General features: G+C 63.4%; 12 protein-coding genes. 10 read left to right on the top strand and 2 right to left on the bottom strand.

Annotated features, from left to right (window positions below):
• From CSZ94_RS14215 to CSZ94_RS14170, 10 genes are all read left to right on the top strand, one after another.
• On the top strand, positions 1-735 hold the full coding sequence (locus CSZ94_RS14215) for a GntR family transcriptional regulator (RefSeq protein ID WP_102122118.1): 735 nt from the start codon (positions 1-3) through the stop codon (positions 733-735).
• Positions 732-1,844 (top strand): N-acetylglucosamine-6-phosphate deacetylase, encoded by a 1,113-nt coding sequence (gene nagA, locus CSZ94_RS14210; RefSeq protein ID WP_102122093.1) that lies wholly within the window; start codon positions 732-734, stop codon positions 1,842-1,844. Before CSZ94_RS14215 ends, nagA begins: the two co-directional genes overlap by 4 nt.
• Positions 1,834-2,847, top strand: a complete 1,014-nt coding sequence (locus tag CSZ94_RS14205) for an SIS domain-containing protein (RefSeq protein WP_071079063.1) — start codon at positions 1,834-1,836, stop codon at positions 2,845-2,847. The genes nagA and CSZ94_RS14205 overlap by 11 nt, the downstream gene beginning before the upstream one ends.
• 130 nt (positions 2,848-2,977) lie before the next feature.
• A complete protein-coding gene (locus tag CSZ94_RS14200) occupies positions 2,978-4,237 on the top strand; it encodes an ABC transporter substrate-binding protein (RefSeq protein ID WP_102122092.1) in 1,260 nt (419 codons plus the stop codon).
• A 7-nt stretch (positions 4,238-4,244) separates the two neighbouring features.
• Complete coding sequence (locus CSZ94_RS14195; protein ID WP_102122091.1) at positions 4,245-5,114, top strand: carbohydrate ABC transporter permease; 870 nt, start codon at positions 4,245-4,247, stop codon at positions 5,112-5,114.
• Between the two features lie 13 nt (positions 5,115-5,127).
• Complete coding sequence (locus CSZ94_RS14190) at positions 5,128-5,976, top strand: carbohydrate ABC transporter permease (protein WP_258000978.1); 849 nt, start codon at positions 5,128-5,130, stop codon at positions 5,974-5,976.
• Positions 5,977-6,002: 26 nt separating this feature from the next.
• On the top strand, positions 6,003-7,328 hold the full coding sequence (locus CSZ94_RS14185) for an MFS transporter (RefSeq protein ID WP_102122090.1): 1,326 nt from the start codon (positions 6,003-6,005) through the stop codon (positions 7,326-7,328).
• A gap of 14 nt (positions 7,329-7,342) precedes the next feature.
• Entirely contained in the window at positions 7,343-8,476 is a 1,134-nt protein-coding gene (locus tag CSZ94_RS14180; RefSeq protein ID WP_102122089.1) for an ABC transporter ATP-binding protein, read from the top strand.
• Positions 8,477-8,634: 158 nt separating this feature from the next.
• Positions 8,635-9,951, top strand: a complete 1,317-nt coding sequence (locus CSZ94_RS14175) for a hypothetical protein (RefSeq protein ID WP_102122088.1) — start codon at positions 8,635-8,637, stop codon at positions 9,949-9,951.
• Positions 9,952-10,031: 80 nt separating this feature from the next.
• Positions 10,032-11,231, top strand: a complete 1,200-nt coding sequence (locus tag CSZ94_RS14170; protein ID WP_180977479.1) for a DUF5009 domain-containing protein — start codon at positions 10,032-10,034, stop codon at positions 11,229-11,231.
• On the opposite strand, the gene CSZ94_RS14165 is transcribed toward CSZ94_RS14170, so the two are convergent.
• Together CSZ94_RS14165 and CSZ94_RS14160 are read right to left on the bottom strand one after the other, a co-directional pair.
• Positions 11,228-12,340 (bottom strand): acyltransferase family protein, encoded by a 1,113-nt coding sequence (locus CSZ94_RS14165; protein WP_102122086.1) that lies wholly within the window; start codon positions 12,338-12,340, stop codon positions 11,228-11,230. The genes CSZ94_RS14170 and CSZ94_RS14165 overlap by 4 nt on opposite strands.
• Positions 12,337-13,641, bottom strand: coding sequence for a glycoside hydrolase family 18 protein (locus tag CSZ94_RS14160; RefSeq protein ID WP_102122085.1), 1,305 nt, complete (start codon positions 13,639-13,641; stop codon positions 12,337-12,339). The genes CSZ94_RS14165 and CSZ94_RS14160 overlap by 4 nt, the downstream gene beginning before the upstream one ends.
• Positions 13,642-13,718: the final 77 nt, after the last annotated feature.

The following is a 13,718-nucleotide window of genomic DNA, read 5'->3' as shown; positions in this document are numbered from 1 at the left end:
ATGCTGGCCAAACTGTCTGCCTTCAAACCCAATCCGGCCAGCGACACGCCGCTCTACATGCAACTGGCGAACATGCTGTCGGACGGCATCGCCAGCGGCGACTGGCGCGCCAACCAGGCCTTGCCTTCCGAGCGCGTGCTGTCGGACATCCTGGAAATCTCGCGCGTCACGGCGCGCAAGGCCATCGACATGCTGTGCGACCGGGGCATGCTGACGCGCAAGCGCGGCTCGGGCACCTACATCACGCCCAAGCTGGAGCAGCCGCTGTCGCGCCTGACGAGCTTTTCGGAAGAATTGCGCCAGCGGGGCTTCACGGCCGGCTCGCGCTGGCTGCAGCGCGATATCGGCTCGGCCGCGCCGCTGGAACTGCTGTCGCTGGGCCTGTCGCCGCACATGCCGGTGGCACGTTTGCGCCGTTTGCGCACGGCCGACGACGTGGTGATGGCGATCGAGACGACCACCATCCCCGCCCTGTACATGCCGGACCCGCAGCAGGTGACGGACTCGCTGTACGGCTACCTGGAGTCGCGCGGCACCATCCCGATGCGCGCGCTGCAGCATATCCGCGCCGTCAACGCCACGGCGGAACAGGCCAAACTGGCCAATATCAAGACGGGTGAAGCCATGCTGCACATCACCCGTGTCAGTTATCTCGACAACGGCGCAGCGGTGGAACTGACCCACTCGTATTGCCGCAGTGATTATTATGAATTCGTAGCGGAGTCGCGCAGATGAGCAGCACTATCAAAGGCAATATCCTTACCCCCGGCGGCTGGATTCACGGCGCCATCGCCTTCGGCGAGCGCGTCGACAGCATCACGGGCAATTCCCTCCACCCGTCGGGCAACAGCGACGATTATATTTTGCCGGGTTTTATCGACCTGCACGTGCATGGCGGCGCCGGCAAGGACATCATGGAAGGCGGCGACGCCGTCTACACCATCGCGGCCATCCATGCGCGTCACGGCACCACCAGCCTCTTGGCCACTACCATGACGGCGCCGCCGGAAGATATCGACATGGCCCTAACGGCCATCGGCATCGCCGCCAACCACCGCCGCCCGAACACGGCGCGCGTGCTGGGCGCCCACCTGGAAGGCCCGTACATCAATTCCGGCAAGCTCGGGGCGCAGCCCAACTACGCGCGCGCCGCCACCCTGGCCGAAATCGAACGCCTGCAAACCCTGGCCAAGCTGCGCGTCATCACCGTGGCGCCGGAAATCGCCGGCCACCTGGAACTGGTGCGCTCGCTGGCCGACGCCGGCGTGCGCGTACAGATCGGCCATACCCTCGGTTCCTATGAAGACGGCGTGGCCGCGCTGGAGCATGGCGCCATGGGCTTCACGCACCTGTTCAACGCCATGAGCGGCCTGCACCACCGCGAGCCAGGCATGGTCGGCGCCGCGCTGGCGCACGCCGAATACGCCGAACTGATACCCGACCTGCTGCACGTGCATCCGGGCGCCATCAAGGTAGCCCTGCGCGCCATCCCGCGCCTGTACTGCGTCACCGATTCGACCGCCGCCACCGGCATGCCGGACGGCGAATACATGCTGGGCCGCCACGCCGTGCAGAAATGCATGGGCGGCGTGCGCCTGCCCGACGGCACCCTGGCGGGCAGCACCCTGACCCTGGACCAGGCGCTGCGCAACCTGGTGGGACTGGGACTGGACCTGGCCGACGCGTCCAAGCGCGTGTCGACCAACGCCGCCGATTACCTGGGCCTGGAAGAACGTGGCCGGCTGGCCCCCGGTACTTACGCCGATCTGGTGGTACTCGATCGCGATCTCAAACTCAAAGCTGTGTATATAGAAGGAGAAATCTGTGACCTCAATGATGCTTAAAGAAGCCATTTCCGCCGCCGAATGCGTCGCCCTGCAACTGGCGAGCGACACGGAGCGCTACGCGGAACTGGGCCGCAAATTGAGGAGCACCTCGTTCTCGACCGCCCTGACCATCGCGCGCGGCAGCTCGGACCACGCCTGCAACTACGTCGCCTACCTGATCATGGCGCGCCTGGGCCGTGTCGTCGCGTCCCTGCCGATGTCGCTGGTGACCCTGAACAAGTCGCCGCTGGTGACGCGCGATACGCTGGCCATCTCGATCTCGCAATCGGGACAGAGCCCGGACGTGGTCGAACCGATCCGCTACTTCCGCGACGGCGGCGCCACCACCGTGGCCCTGGTCAACGACATCGATTCGCCGCTGGCGCACGCCGCCGAGTGGGCCATGCCCCTGCGCGCCGGCAAGGAACAAAGCGTCGCCGCCACCAAGAGCTTCATCACCAGCCTGGTCGCCGGCGCGCGCATGGTGGCCCAGTGGCAGAACGACCCCGAGCTGCAGGCTGGCCTGGAAGCGTTGCCCGAAGCCCTGCTCGAAGCGACCCGCGTCGACTGGTCGCCGGCGATTGACGTGCTGGCGCCGGCACGCAACATCATGGTCGTGGGACGCGGCATCAGCTTCCCCGTGGCGCTGGAAGCAGCGCTGAAATTCAAGGAAACCTCGGCCCTGCAGGCGGAAGCCTTCAGCGGCGCCGAAATCAAGCATGGCCCGATGGCCCTGATCGAAGACGGCTACCCGCTGCTGATTTTTGCCACGCGCGGCCCGACCCAGGCCGGCCTGCTGCAGCTGGCCACGGAAATGCGCGGCCGCGGCGCCAAGGTCTTGCTGGCAGCGCCCGCCGACGTGGCCGAACGCGACCTGACCCTGCCCGTGGCGGCCACGCCGGATCTCGATCCGATCGTCGCCATCCAGTCCTTCTACGTGATGGCGGCAAAACTGTCGGCCGCGCGCGGCATGGACCCGGATGCGCCACGTCACTTGAGCAAGGTCACGAAGACAAATTAAGCAGTAGGCGGCAGCTGCGCTCCCGACAAGGGGCGCGGCTGCCGGCAGCAGCACGAATATAAGCGACGGCAAGGGCATGTACCCGCGCCGCAGACTCATAGACATTGGAGCCTTGCGCTCCAGGATAAACATGACGATCAAGAGACTGTTGGCAGTTGTTGCCTGCGCGGGCCTGCTCGCGCCACAGGCATGGGCTGCCGAAAAAATCGAATTCTGGACCTTCAGCATGAAGCCCAAGTTCACGCCGTATTTCAATGCGGTGGTGGCGCGCTATGAGGCGCAGAATCCCGACGTCAAGATCGAATGGATAGACTTTCCCTGGGACGTCATCCAGACCAAGCTGGTCACGCGCATCGTGGCCGGCACGCCGCCCGCGCTGGTCAGCCTGAACGTGCCCTGGGCCGACGAATTTGCACGCGACGGTTTGCTCACGCCCGTCGATGGCCTGATCGCGCAAGCGCGCGCAAGCTACATCCCCAGCGCCCTGGAAGACTTGCGCTTCAAGGGCCGCACCTACGGTTTTCCCATGTACAGCAATGTCGCGGTGATCGCCTTCAATACCGATATTTTCAGGCAGGCCGGGCTCACGCGCGGCCCCGCCAGCCTCGATGAACAGCTGGCGTTCGCGCGCCAGATTGCGCAACGCACAGGCAAGGCCGGCATCGCCCCCGCCCTGTCGAAGATCGACGGCCTGTTCATGCAGCAGGGCCTGGCCGTGATTACCGATAACCGCGCCGTCTTCAATTCGCCGCAGCACGTGGCGCTGGTGCAAAAGCTGGCCGACACCTACAAGGTGGGCGGCCTGCTGAAGGAAAGTCTGTTCGCCGAAGATAACTTCCCGGCCGTCATCGACGCCTACAAGGGCGGCCGCCTGGGCATGCTGCTGGCGCCGCCCACGGCCATGCAGCGCATCCGCGGCGATGCGAAAGACATCTACGCCATCACCGACGTGGCGCCCGCGCCGCTGGGCCCCACCGGCATCGCCGACGGCGGCTGGCTGGTGCACTTCGCCATCCCGAAAGGCGTGCCGGCGCGTTTGCTGCCATCGGTGGGCAAGTTTGCGCGCTTCCTGACGAACGACGACAACCAGCTGGCCTTCGCACGCCAGGCCAGCGTCTTCCCCACCACCGTCAAGGCGGCGGCCGACCCGTTTTTCCTCGCCACGCCGAAGAACGCAGGCGCGGCGGAAAAAGCGGTGGCCGCCGGCGCCCTGTCGATGCACCACTCGCGCACCTTGTACGTCGCCGGCATCGACGACTACGACGAATTGCGCCGCTCGCTGGTCAAAGCCGTCGAGGCGGGCGTGACGGGCAAGCAGGATGTCAAGCAGGCGCTGGACCAGGCCGTCGCCATCTGGAACCGCAAGCTGGCCACCCTGCCGCGCCACTGAGGACAGCATGAAACTCGCCCACCGCCACACAGTGCAAGCCTGGCTGTTTCTCGCCCCCGCCCTGCTGCTGCTGGCCGCCTTTTCCTTCTGGCCCGTCGGCTACGGCTCCGTGCTGGCGTTTACCGACTACAGCCTGATACGCGAGACGCGCTTCGTCGGCCTGGATAACTTCCGCTACATCTTCAACAACGAGATGTTCGTTTCGGGCCTGAAAAATTCGCTGATGTTTTTGCTGATGGTGCCCTTCGTGCAGGTGGGGGCCATCGTGCTGGCCGTACTGGTGAACAACCGCCTGCCCGGCATCCGTTTGTTCCGCGCCGCCTTCTACGTGCCGGTAGTGACCACTGTTTCCGTGGTCGGCATCATGTGGGGCTTCATGTTCCACGAACAGGGCGCGCTCAATTACGTGATGCTGACGTTAAAGCTGGTGAACGCGCCCGTGGGCTGGCTGACGAACGACAGCCTGGCCCTGTTTGCCGTCATGTTCGTCACCCTGTGGCGCGGCCTGGGCTGGTACATGGTGATGTACCTGGCGGCGCTGCAATCGATTCCGTCGGACATGCAGGAAGCAGCCATGCTCGATGGCGCCAACCGCTGGCAGCGCTTCTGGAAAATCACCGTGCCGATGCTGCGCCCGACCATCATGCTGTGCTCCATCCTGTCCGTGCTGGCGGCCCTGAAGGCTTACCAGGAAGTCGACGTACTGACGCAGGGCGGGCCGATGAATTCGACCTTCACGGCGCTGTACTACGCCTACGACCAGGGCCTCAAACACTTGAAACTGCCGCGCGCGCTGGCGGCCAGCTTCGTCGTGTCGCTATTTTGCATAGGCATCGCCCTGCTCTGCCTGCGCTACCTCGAACCCAAGCACCGCTGACAGGGCAATGACCATGACAAGCCGTTCCCGCCCCCTGAAAACGCGTTTGCAACGCATAGGCCACTATGCCGGCCACTATGCCGTGCTGTGCGCGATCGCCGTCGTCTGCGTCTTCCCGTTCTGGTGGACCCTGGTGACGGCCATCTCCACGCAAGGCAATATCTTCGCCTTCCCGCCCACTTTCTGGCCCAGGGCGCCGTCCTTTGAGAACTTCACCGAAGTGTTCCAGGCCATTCCGATCTGGTCGTTTTTCAAGAACTCGGTGCTGATCGCCGTATTCACCGTGTTCTGGAAACTGCTGCTGTGCTCTTTGGCCGCGTATCCGCTGGCGCGCCTGAAATTTCGTGGCCGCAAGCTGGTGTTCGGCCTGATCCTGGCCACCCTGGTGCTGCCGTCGGAGGTGAATTTTCTCGTCAACTTCATCACCATCACGCAAATGAGCCTGGTCGACACCTACACGGGCGTGATCCTGCCCAACGTGGTGACGGCCGTGGCCATTTTGCTGCTCAAGCAGGCGTTCGAGGAAGTGCCGCAAGACTTGATCGACGCGGCGCGCGTCGACGGCGCCAGCGAATGGGTGATCTTCAGCCGCATCATGCTGCCCCTGATTACGCCATGGCTGGCCACCGTCGGCATCCTCACGGCCGTCGAATCGTGGAATGAATACATCTGGCCCTCCATCGTCATGAGCAAACCCGATGAATTCCCCCTGTCGGTGGGCGTGCTGTATTTGCGCGGCACGTTTGGCAGCAGCACGCGCGTGATCGCTGCCGGCACCCTGATCACCATCGTGCCGACCCTGCTGGCCTTCCTGTTTACCCAGCGCTTCTTCATGCGCGGCATGGACGGCGCAGTCAAATGAAAACGTCTCTCGAGAAGGAAGTGTCCATGAACGACAAGAACATCAGTAACAGCAGCGCCCGCAGCCCGATTTCCTGGGTGCCCACCTTGTACTTTGCCCAGGGCCTGCCGTTTTACGCGGTCGCCCTGGTGGCCGGCCTGATGTTCAAGAGCATGGGCGTGCCGAACGACCAGATCGCCCGCTGGACGGGCCTGATCGGCTTTGCCTGGGTCTTCAAGTCGCTGTGGAGCCCCTTCCTGGAGCTGGCGTCGAGCAAGAAGACCATGGTGGTGCTGTTCCAGTTCGCCGGTGGCCTGAGCCTGGGCCTGATCGCGCTGGCGCTGCAAACGCCGCTGTGGTTTGCCGCCTGCATCGCCGTGCTGTTCGTCGCCGCGCTGGCATCGTCCACGCACGACATCGTCTGCGACGGCCTGTATATCGCCAGCCTGTCAGACAAGCAGCAGGCGGCCTACGCGGGCTGGCAAGGCGCCTTTTTCAACGCCGGCAAATTCATCTCGCTGGGCGGCCTGGTGATCCTGGCCGGCTACCTGGAGAAAAAAATCGGCATCAAGCCCGCCTGGTCGGTGATCTTCCTGATCATCGGCGCCATGATGCTGTCGCTGGCCGCGTATCACCTGTGGGCGCTGCCGCAGGTGCGTAACGCGGCCGTGGCCGACAAGAGCGTGGCCGGCATCAGCCGCACCCTGTGGGACGTGCTGGTGGACTTCCTGAAAAAGCCCGGCATCTGGGGCATGATCGCCTTCATCATCCTGTTTCGCGCCGGCGAGGCGCAAGTGCAGACCATCGGCCCCCTGTTCCTGCGCGAAGCGCGCGAACTGGGCGGCCTGGGCCTGTCGACGACGGAAGTGGGTGCCGTGTACGGCACGGCCGGCACCGTGGCCTTTTTGCTGGGCAGCATAGGCGGCGGCTATTTCACCTCCTGGCTGGGCCTGAAGCGCGCCATGTTCTTCCTGATCCTGGCCATGAACTTGCCGAACCTGGTGTTCTATTACCTGAGCCACAGCATGCCGACCGATCTGACCCTGATCACGGCCGCGCTCAGCGTGGAGATGTTCGGCTATGGCTTCGGTTTCGTCGGCCTGATCCTGTTCATGATGCAGGTGGTCTCCGTCGGCAAGTACCAGACGGCCCACTATGCGTTCGCCACCGGCGTGATGCAGCTCGGTTTCGTGCTGTTCAAGATGATCAGCGGCGACATCCAGACGGCGCTCGGCTACAAGACCTTTTTCCTGTGGGTGCTGGTGTCGGCCGTGCCCGTGCTGATCCTGTCGCGCTTCATGCGCATCGGACCGAAGGCCCCTTCCGACCAAGCTGAAGCCGGCGCCACATCCGCGCCAGCCAGCGCCAGCTAGGATAGAACCACCTCATGGCACATATCGTTTTAAAGAATATCGTCAAGCTGTATGACGACAAGCACCCGGTCATCCACGGCATCGACCTCGATATCCGCGATGGCGAATTCGTCGTCTTCGTGGGACCTTCAGGTTGCGGTAAATCAACCCTTCTGCGCATGATCGCCGGGCTGGAAGACATCACGGACGGCGAGCTGCATATCGGCGGCAAGCTGGCCAACGATATCGCGCCGGCCGAACGGGGCCTGGCCATGGTCTTCCAGAGCTACGCCCTGTATCCGCACATGACGGTGTACGAAAACATGGCCTTCGCCCTGAGCCTGGCGGGACACAAGAAGGCGCAGGTGCGGGCCGCCGTCGAGCGCGCCGCCGAGATCCTGCAGATCACGCCTTTGCTCAAACGCAAACCGAAGGACCTGTCGGGCGGCCAGCGCCAGCGCGTGGCCATCGGCCGCGCCATCGTGCGCAAACCCAAGGTGTTCCTGTTCGACGAGCCGCTGTCGAACCTCGACGCCTCGCTGCGCGTGCAGATGCGCGTGGAAATTTCGCGCCTGCACCAGGAATTGAAAACCACCATGATCTACGTCACGCACGACCAGGTCGAGGCCATGACCCTGGGCGAGCGCATCGTGGTGTTCAACGGCGGGCGCATCGAGCAGGTGGGCAGTCCGCACGCGCTGTACAACCATCCGGGCAACCTGTTCGTAGCCGGCTTCCTGGGCGCGCCGAAGATGAACTTCATCGCTTGCGAGGCCATTGCCTGCGGACCCGGCACGGTGGCCGTGCGCCTGCCCGGCGGCGCCGTGATCGAGGTCGAGGCGCACGGTGATGCCGTGGCGCCGGGCGAGCAGCTGACTCTGGGCGTGCGCGCCGAGCATGTGGTTCTGCAACACGGGGAGACGGCGAACAACAACGTGATCGAGGCCACTGTCAGCCATGTCGAATACCTGGGCGACGTGGCCATCGTTTACGCCAGCATGCCAGGTGTGGCCGGGATGCTGGCAGTCAAGCTGCCGGCCGAGGATGGCTTGCGCCAGGCGGGCGACGCCATGTGCTTGCATCTGCCGCCGCAGCGCTGCCTGCTGTTCGATGCCAAAGGGCAAGCACTGGCGCGCACGTTTGCCGCACCAGCCGAGCAGTTTATGTGACAATAGCCGCTGTTTATCATGTTGCCGCCGTTTGACTTATCCGGTCGGAATGGCAGAAATGTGTTTTTTAAGATTCCCTGCCCCTTTGCGATGCCGCTGCGCGATGCTGCGGCAGCCAGTGCCGGTGCGTATTTTTGTTATTGATTGAAGGATAACCAATGTCCCAATTCCGTCTTGCCCGTCTCAGCCTGATCCTGGCCGCCATCGGCCTGAACGTCCTCCCGGCCCTGTCGCACGCGCAGGATGCCAAGCCAGCCGCTGCCGCCGGTGCGCCCGCCGCCGTGCCCGCAGACACGGTGCGTCCTGAAGTATTCAAACTGCTCGATCCGACCGCCGTGAAGGCCTCGATGGATGCGAAAAACTATGCCGACGTGCAAAGCCGCATCGACCAGGCTGCCGCCATTCCCGCCCTGACGCCGTACGAATTGTTCGTGCTGAACCGCCTGCGCGTGGCGCTGGCCTCCACCACCAACAATGCAACTATGGCCATGACGGCGCTGGAAGCGGTGATCGAATCGGGCAAGCTGGACAAAAAAGCCCAGGGCGATTTCATCCAGGCCCTGGCCAACTACCACTACAACGCCAAGGATTACCCGAACGCCATCAAATGGTTCACCCGTTACCAAACGGAAACGGGCGACGTGGCCACCGTGCGCCCCTACATCATCCGCGCCTATTACTTCAGCAATGATTTTGTGCGCGCAAAACAGGAACTGATGGCCGACCTGACGGCCAAGCAGCAAGCGGGCAAGACGCCGACCATCGAAGAACTGCAATTGCTGGCCAATACGGGCTCGAAAAGCAAGGATCCGGCCACCTACCTGGTCGCCATGGAAAACCTGGTGCGCTACTACCCTTCGGATGATTACTGGAGCGATTTGCTGAGCCGCACGCAAGGCAAGGCCGGCTATTCCGACCGTTTTGCGCTGGACGTGCTGCGCCTGCAATTCAAGGCCGTGGGCACCATGCCGCCGCAAGATTACAGCGACATGGCTGAAATTGCCCTGCAGAACGCCTTCCCGACAGAAGCGAAAAAAGTCCTCGACGCGGGCTTTGCCAAAGGCGTGCTGGGCACGGGCGCGAATGCCGCCAAGCACAAGAAACTACGCGACCAGGCCAACAAGGCTGCTGCCGACGATGCGAAAAGCATCGCCAGCGGCGAAGCCTCGGCCATGAAGAGCAAGGATGGCACGGGCTTGACCAACCTGGGCTACGCCTTCGTGACGATGGACCAGTTCGACAAAGGTATCGACCTGATCCAGAAAGGCATCGCCAAGGGCGGCCTGAAGCGTCCGGAAGATGCCAAGCTGCGCCTCGGCTATTCCTACGCCATGGCTGGCAAGAAAGATGACGCCATCAAGGTCCTGGAAACGGTCAAGGGCAGCGATGGCGTGAGCGATCTGGCCCGCTACTGGGTACTGTGGCTGAACCGTCCTGCCACGGCAGCGGCGGCACCGGCAGCAGCGGCACAGTAATTCCTGCTCCCCGCAACATGCGCAAGGCAGTTCCCGGCTCACGCCGGGGCTGCTTTTTTTTCGACCTTTTTCATCCTTCCATGCCGCCAGCCACTGCCCCCGAACCTGTACCTGAACGATTGACCAGCCTGGATGCCTTTCGCGGCTGCGTGATCGTCATCATGATCTGGGTCAACTATCTGGCCGGCATGCCCGGCATTGCCTGGTGGCTCGAACATGCGGGACCGCGCGCCGACGGCATCACCCTGCCCGACCTGGTCTTTCCCGGCTTTCTGTTCATGGTGGGCATGGCCATTCCGCTGGCCTTGCAGCGCCATTGCGGCCATGTCACGCCAGCCTTGCTGGGGCGCCTGCTATGGCGCTCCGCCAGCCTGATGCTGGCCGGCGTGGTGCTGGCGAATGCCTACCGCTACGATGCGCAGGCGGCACTGCTGCCGCAAGCCGTCTATTTCCTGCTGTTTTATATGGCCATGATACTGCTGTGGCGCCAGGGCGCGGGCAAGCTGGAGCTGCTTGCCGGCGGCCTCCTGATGCTGTTCCTGTTGGCGACCTTCCGTGGTGAACTGAACAACGAGTTTTCCAGCACCTGGCTGCAACCGTCGTGGTGGGGCATCCTCGGCATGATAGGCTGGTCCTACCTGCTGTGCAGCCTGCTGTACCTGGCGTGCCGGGGCAGCGGCACGGCGCTGATGGGCGTGTTTTCCCTGCTGATCGCGCTGTACATGGGTGGTGTGGCGGGCAGCCTGGATTTCCTGCCGGCTGGCGTGAACGCCATCGTCAACGTGCCGCAAGTGCTGGGCTCGACGGCGGCCAATGTGCTGGCCGGCACCCTGGTGGGCCAGCTCTTCCTGCGCGGCGCCGCGTTGAGCCATGGGCAGCGCATCCGCTTCATGGCGTGGTTCGCGCTGGGCCTGCTGGCGGCCGGCCTGCTGCTGCGGCCGTATCACCATATCAACAAGATTGCGGCGACGGAATCGTATACCCTGGTGTGCAGCGCCATCATCCTGGCCCTGTTCCTGGTGTTTTATGTCGTCATCGACGTGTGGCGCTGGCGCGCCTGGGCGCTGGTGTTATTGCCCGCAGGTACCAATGCCCTGTTCGCCTACATCGTGCCCGACCTGTGGCAGCAGCTGGCGGCCGTGCTGCACCTGCCGCGCTTCTGGTGGCCCTACCTGGAAACGGGTGGCGCGGCCGGCCTGTGGAATGCCGCCGCCGTCACCGCCCTGATGCTGCTGTTCACCGCGCTGGCCACCCGTTACGGCCTGAAGCTGAAGTTTTAGACCTTGATGTAGATCTTGCGCTTGTCCATGGCGTAGGCGATCAGCCAGCACAACAGCATGAAGCTGACGGCAAACAGCAAGGATCCCATCCGCGCCGGCGCCCAGCCTGTAAACCATTGCTGGTACAGCCACTGGTACAGATTGCCGCCGCCGATGCGCACGGTAAACGCGATGATCACCAGCACTTCCGACACCAGGTAGATGAACAGGGTGTTCTTGCCGAAAACCTCAAAAAAATACATCCAGCCCGTGATCTTGCGCACGTCGATGAGGAACATCAGCAGCGCCAGCAGCAGCAAATCCAGGCCGATGCCCAGCATCACGTAAGAGCTGGTCCACAGCTTCTTGTTGATCGGAAACACTTCGTTCCAGCACAGGGCCACGGCCACGCAGATGACGCCGCCCACGGCCAGCTGAACCAGGCTGTAGCGCAGTTGCGCCGGTACCGCCTGGCGCAGGAAACTGCCCGCCACGTAGCCGGCAATCACGTTGACGATAGCTGGCAAGGTGCCGAGGATACCCTCCGGATCGAAGGCGAGGCCTTCGCCGTGGTACAAATGGCTATCGCCCAACAGGAACAAATCCAGCTTGGCCGGCGCATTGCCGTGCAAGCTGTAATCGCCCCAGGTCGCCAGGATGGCCCAGTAGCCGAGCAAGGCGCAGGCGCAAAACACCAGCGCGCCCCTTGTCTTCCAGTAATGCAAGATCAGGGCGGCGGCCAGGTAGCATACGGCGATGCGCTGCAGCACGCCGGGAATGCGCGTGTGCGACAGGGGCGACCAGGCGAACTGGCCCGCATCGTCGAGCTTGAAGAAGGGGAACCAGTACAGCAAGAAGCCCAATAAAAAGATCAGCGCGCTGCGCTTGCACAGCTTGGCCAGCACGGCGCCATGGCCCAGGTTTTCATACTTGCCCAGCGCAAAGGCCAGCGCATTGCCGACGACAAACAAAAAGCTGGGAAACACCAGGTCCGTCAGCGTAAAGCCATGCCATTCAGCATGCAGGAGGGGCGCATACACGCTGCCCCAGTCGCCGGGCGTATTGACGACGATCATCAGGGCCACGGTCAGGCCGCGCAGGACGTCGAGGGCGAGGTAGCGCTGGTTCATGGCTGCGCCCCCTGCAAGACAGGCGCCAGGGCAGTGCCCAGCACCTGCTGCGCATCGCCGCTCAATTCCCAGAACATGCCACCGCGCAAACCCTTGTCACGGATATAGCGCACTTTATGGGCCAGCGACTGCGCATCTTCATAGCTGATGAAGACGCCGCTGTCGCGGTTGTACAGATACGGTACTTGCGACGCGGCGTTCCAATGGCGCTGGAAGCCGCGCGCGCCCTTGCCGTCGACCAGATAACCTTGCTCCAGCAGATGCCGGTAAGTGAAGGTCGGCGTACCGTCATTGCCGCTGGCCGCGCCCTGGCAAGGCTGGTACAGACCATCGCCGCGGGGACCGGCGGCGCACTGCCTCCAGCCATAGCCATAGAAGGGCACGCCCAGCACCAGCTTGGCGGCAGGCACGCCGGCGCGCAGGAAGCGCGTCACAGTGGCGTCCACATATAGCTGCTTTTCACGCTGCGGGTCGGCGGGATCGGCATACAGGGGCGCCAACTGGCCATTCTCGGCATCCCACACGCCGCGATAGTCATACGTCATCAGGTTGATCCAGTCCAGCTGCGCCGCCAGGCGGGCCATCCAGCCGGGCGCGGTGTCGCTGTCGTCGCTCAGGCTGGCGTGTGCACCGGCGGCGATGGTGATCAGGTATTGGCGGCCGGCCGCCTGCTTGCCCGCCTGGTCGAAGGCGCTACGCAGCTCGCTAGCCAGGCGCACATAATTTTCCTTGTCGTCGCCTCGGTGGCAGACCTTGCCTTCGATGCAGGGGATTCCCCCACTCGCCGGATGTTCCCAGTCGATATCGATGCCATCGAGGCCATGCCGGCGCACCAGTTCCAGCGCGGAAGCGATGAATGCCTGGCGCGCGGCCGGCGTGGCTGCCATGTCCGAAAAGCGGTTCGACCAGATCCAGCCGCCCACCGACAGCAGGACGCGTAGCCGTGGATGACTTTGCTTGAGCGCATTGAGCTTGCGCAAGTTGTCGGCATCGGCTTGCGGCTCCGGCAGCACGATGCTGCCATTGGCCGGCCGAGACGGCTGGCCCTGCGCATCCAGGCAGGCGCTTACGCCGCCGCCCTCGGGTGCGGGATTGCCATGTTCGCCATCCCAGCAGATGTCGGCGAACGCGTACTGGATCAGGCTGACATTACCGGTGCGAATATTGTGCCCGTTAACGGGAAAATCGGCCGATTTCCAGCCGGGATAATAAGCCACCACTTCCGGCGCGAAGGCCGGAGCGGCGGAAGCGGCCAGTGGCAACGCGCAGGCGAAGCAAGCCAGCATTGCATGTAATGTCATCGGAGGTATCCCACAATATAAAGAAAACCATCTTGCAATAAAAAAATGGCGGAGCCAGTTGCGCTCCGCCATTGTCA

Origin of the sequence: Janthinobacterium sp. ROICE36 (assembly GCF_002869965.1) — a bacterium.
In the GTDB taxonomy this organism is placed as follows: Bacteria; Pseudomonadota; Gammaproteobacteria; order Burkholderiales; family Burkholderiaceae_D; genus Janthinobacterium.
This window is presented reverse-complemented; position numbering and strand designations above follow the sequence as displayed.